Annotated in this window: 4 protein-coding genes; 3 read left to right on the forward strand and 1 reads right to left on the reverse strand. The window is 73.2% G+C overall.

The features are described from left to right. On the forward strand, positions 1-215 hold a 215-nt coding region (locus tag FRCN3DRAFT_RS43610; RefSeq protein ID WP_007520656.1), incomplete at its 5' end, for an ABC transporter C-terminal domain-containing protein. Here FRCN3DRAFT_RS43610 and FRCN3DRAFT_RS0209600 read toward each other — a convergent pair. Next, positions 212-1,282, reverse strand: a complete 1,071-nt coding sequence (locus FRCN3DRAFT_RS0209600; protein WP_083401747.1) for a 4-(cytidine 5'-diphospho)-2-C-methyl-D-erythritol kinase — start codon at positions 1,280-1,282, stop codon at positions 212-214. The genes FRCN3DRAFT_RS43610 and FRCN3DRAFT_RS0209600 overlap by 4 nt on opposite strands. A gap of 368 nt (positions 1,283-1,650) precedes the next feature. Between FRCN3DRAFT_RS0209600 and FRCN3DRAFT_RS0209605 the strand changes: the two genes are divergently transcribed. Then, the gene (locus tag FRCN3DRAFT_RS0209605; RefSeq protein WP_007520652.1) at positions 1,651-2,271 is read left to right on the forward strand and encodes a 50S ribosomal protein L25/general stress protein Ctc; all 621 of its coding nucleotides are present in this window, start codon (positions 1,651-1,653) and stop codon (positions 2,269-2,271) included. 167 nt (positions 2,272-2,438) lie between these two features. Beyond that, positions 2,439-3,026 (forward strand): aminoacyl-tRNA hydrolase, encoded by a 588-nt coding sequence (gene pth / locus FRCN3DRAFT_RS0209610; protein ID WP_007520649.1) that lies wholly within the window; start codon positions 2,439-2,441, stop codon positions 3,024-3,026. The last annotated feature ends 273 nt before the right edge of the window (positions 3,027-3,299 follow it).

Below are 3,299 nucleotides of genomic sequence, written 5' to 3' on the forward strand. Positions count from 1 at the left end.
CGCGCAAGGAGCTCGCGGCCATCGAGCGCCGCCTCGACCGGCTCGCCGCCCAGGTCGCGGCCGCGCACGCGGGCCTCGCCGGCCACGACCCGTCGGACTACGAGGGCGTCCTGCGCATCACCAAGGAGGTCGGCGAGCTGGAGGCGGAGATCGCCGCCCTGGAGGAGCGCTGGCTCGAGCTCTCCGAGCAGACGCCTTCGCCGTCGTCCAGCTAGGCCGGGGCCGGGATGGCGCCGTCCGTCGAGCCCGTGATGATCGTCGCGCCGGCGGCCGGGGCGGTCGCCCGGCGCACGGCGCGCGCCAGGCCGCTCGCCTCGAGCCCGGCGGCGAGCAGCGCGCCGTGCTCGGCGTCGCCGGCGAGGAAGGCGCAGGTCGGTCCCGAGCCGGAGACCAGCGCGCCGAGCGCGCCGTGCGCCCGGCCCGCCGCCAGCACGTCGCCGAGCGCCGGGCGCAGCCGGATCGCCGGGGCCTGCAGGTCGTTGACCAACGCCGCCCCGAGCTGGGCCGGGTCCGCGGTGGTCAGCGCGGCGAGCACCGCGTCGGCCGGCGTCGGCTCCGTCCGGCCGTCGTCGACCTGGTCGAACTCGCGGTAGACGGCGGGCGTCGACAGGCCGCCGTCGGCGAGCGCGAACACCCAGTGGTACTCGCCGGCGCTCGGCACCGGGGAGAGCCGCTCGCCGCGGCCGACGCCGAGCGCCGTGCCGCCGGTCAGCGGGAACGGCACGTCACTGCCGAGGCGGGCGGCGAGCTGCGCCAGCGTCTCGGCGGACAGCCCGGCTCCCCACAGCGCGTCGCAGGCGACGAGCGCGGCGGCGGCGTCCGCGCTGCCGCCGGCCATCCCGGCCGCGACCGGGATGCCCTTGGTCAGCGCCAGGTGGATCCGCGCGCCGCGGATGCCGGCGGCCTCGGCGACGAGCAGGGCCGCCCGCACGGCCAGGTTGTCGGCGTCGGTGGGCACCACCGACACGTCGTCGGCCGCGCCGGCACCGCCCGGCGCGGCCGCGCCCTCGCCGGTGATCTCGACGGTGACGGCCACGGCCGGCGCGCCCTGGGCGGGGGCGACGCCAGGGGCGCGGACCTCCTCAGGGGCGCCGGGCAGCGCGGTCACCGTCAGCTCGTCATACAGCGAGACGGCCTGCAGGACGGTGATGACCTCGTGGTAGCCGTCGGCGCGGCGCGGCCCGACCCCGAGGTGCAGGTTGACCTTGGCCGGCGCGCGGACGGTCGTGGCCGGTCGCGCGGGTGCCGATCCGGTGGGTCCGATGGACAGCTCGGTGGACAGCTGGGGCTCCTTCCGAGGGGTCTGCCTTACCCGGAGAACCTATCCGGCGGCGGCCGCGCGCCGACGGCGCGCCGACCGGTCCCGGCGCGTTCCCGTACCGCGTGTCGCCGCCGCCGGTGAATCCCACGGCATTGCCGACGGTGTTGTGGGGAGGGGACAGGCATGATGCCGGACCCGCGTCGGGTACTGTGAAGAGCCGCGATCCTGATGACGACGGTGGTGTCCGGGTCTGGTCCTGCTTCCAGACATCTGGCTCTGCTTCCAGACAACAGACTCAGACACACAGGCGCTGTGCTTCTCCGCACGAGACCTGTCGTCGTCCAGGTCCCGCCAGCAGCTGAGCCAGTCGTGAGAGGATGAGCACCGCCATGTCCGAGGTCCGCATCGCCGCGGAGCCGCGCACCGAGTTCGGGAAGGGCGGCGCTCGTCGCACCCGTCGGGCCGGCAAGGTTCCGGCTGTCCTGTACGGTCACGGTCAGCCACCGCGCCACGTCGCACTGTCCCATCGGGAGCTGATGCACGCGTTCAAGACCGACGCGGGCACCAACGTCCTGCTCACCCTCGACCTGGGTGACGCCACCGAGCTCGCGCTCCCCAAGGACATCCAGCGTCACCCCATCCGGGGAACCTTCGAGCACGTCGACCTGGTTCTCGTCCGCCGTGGCGAGAAGGTCACCGTCGACGTGCCCATCACGGTCGTCGGTGACGCCCACCCGGACGCCATCATCGACGTCCAGAACAACACCGTGTCGGTGAGCGCGCCGGCCACCTCCATCCCGGACGGTCTGGAGGCCAGCGTCGCCGGCCTCGAGCCCGGTTCGAGCATCTCCGCCGGTCAGCTCGACCTTCCGGACGGCGTGACCCTGGAGATCGATCCCGAGGTCGTCGTCGTCCAGGTGCTGCTCAAGCCGACCGCGGCCCAGCACGAGGCCGAGATCGGCGACACCGGCGAGGGCGAGGCCGCGCCGGCGGAGGCCGTCGCCGAGTAACGGCGGCCGGACGGCCAACCGTCGCGAGACGTCCCGGCGCGGGCCAGCACAGCTGGTCCGCGCCGGTCGTCGCTCGCCTCGTCGTCTTCTGACCTACCCGGTCCTTCTGACGACCTCCTGACACGGCAAGTTCACGGCACGACGACGGATAGCGGCGGGGCTAAGGGATGGCGGGCGAGGACAGCGGGGCCTGGCTGGTCGTCGGGCTGGGCAACCCGGGCGCCGAGTACGCCGCCACCCGGCACAACGCCGGCTACCTGGTGGTCGACGCGCTCGCCGAGCGGCACGGTGCCCGGCTGCGCTCCCACAAGGCCCGCGCCGACGCCGACCAGATCCGGCTCGGTGGCGAGGCGGTCGTGCTGGCGAGAACCCGGACGTACATGAACGTCTCCGGGCCGCCGGTCGCCTCGCTGCGGGCGTTCTTCAAGGTCGACCCGGCGCGGCTGATCGTGGTGCACGACGAGCTCGACATCCCGTTCGGCGCGGTGCGGCTCAAGCGCGGCGGCGGGGACAACGGGCACAACGGGCTGCGGTCCATCACCTCGTCGCTGGGAACCCGTGACTACCTGCGGGTCCGGTTCGGCATCGGCCGCCCGCCAGGGCGGATGGACCCGGCCGACTTCGTGCTGCGGGACTTCGCCGTGCCGGAACGCAAGGAAGTTCCCTTCCTGGTCGACCGCGCGGCGGACGCGGTGGAGGCGCTGGTCGGCGAAGGCCTGGAGCCCGCCCAGAACCGCTTCCACACCCTCGCCTAATGGGGCTGCACCGGTTCTATCCGTGATGGATTGGTGTCCGAGCCGCCAGCGGTCGAGCACTCGTTTCGCCAGGCCTGATGATCGAGGTCTAGTCCTAGATCGTGTCGCCGCTGGTTCGCTGGGAGGGTGAGACGACCGGTGGGATGTCGTGCCGTCGAGCACTGATCCATTAGGGTGTGCGCGATCCTTCCCGAAGGCTCTGTTGAATGATCGACAGCTGGGAAGGGAACCGGGGTTGCTGTTCGTCGGGGATGACTGGGCCGAGGCCCATCA

Origin of the sequence: Pseudofrankia saprophytica (genome assembly GCF_000235425.2) — a bacterium.
GTDB lineage: Bacteria > Actinomycetota > Actinomycetes > Frankiales > Frankiaceae > Pseudofrankia > Pseudofrankia saprophytica.

Bases quoted from the DNA above. Each gene is read 5' to 3' on its own strand.
- FRCN3DRAFT_RS0209605 (WP_007520652.1), top strand. From the start codon at position 1,651: ATGTCCGAGGTCCGCATCGCCGCGGAGCCGCGCACCGAGTTCGGGAAG.
- pth (WP_007520649.1), top strand. From the start codon at position 2,439: ATGGCGGGCGAGGACAGCGGGGCCTGGCTGGTCGTCGGGCTGGGCAAC.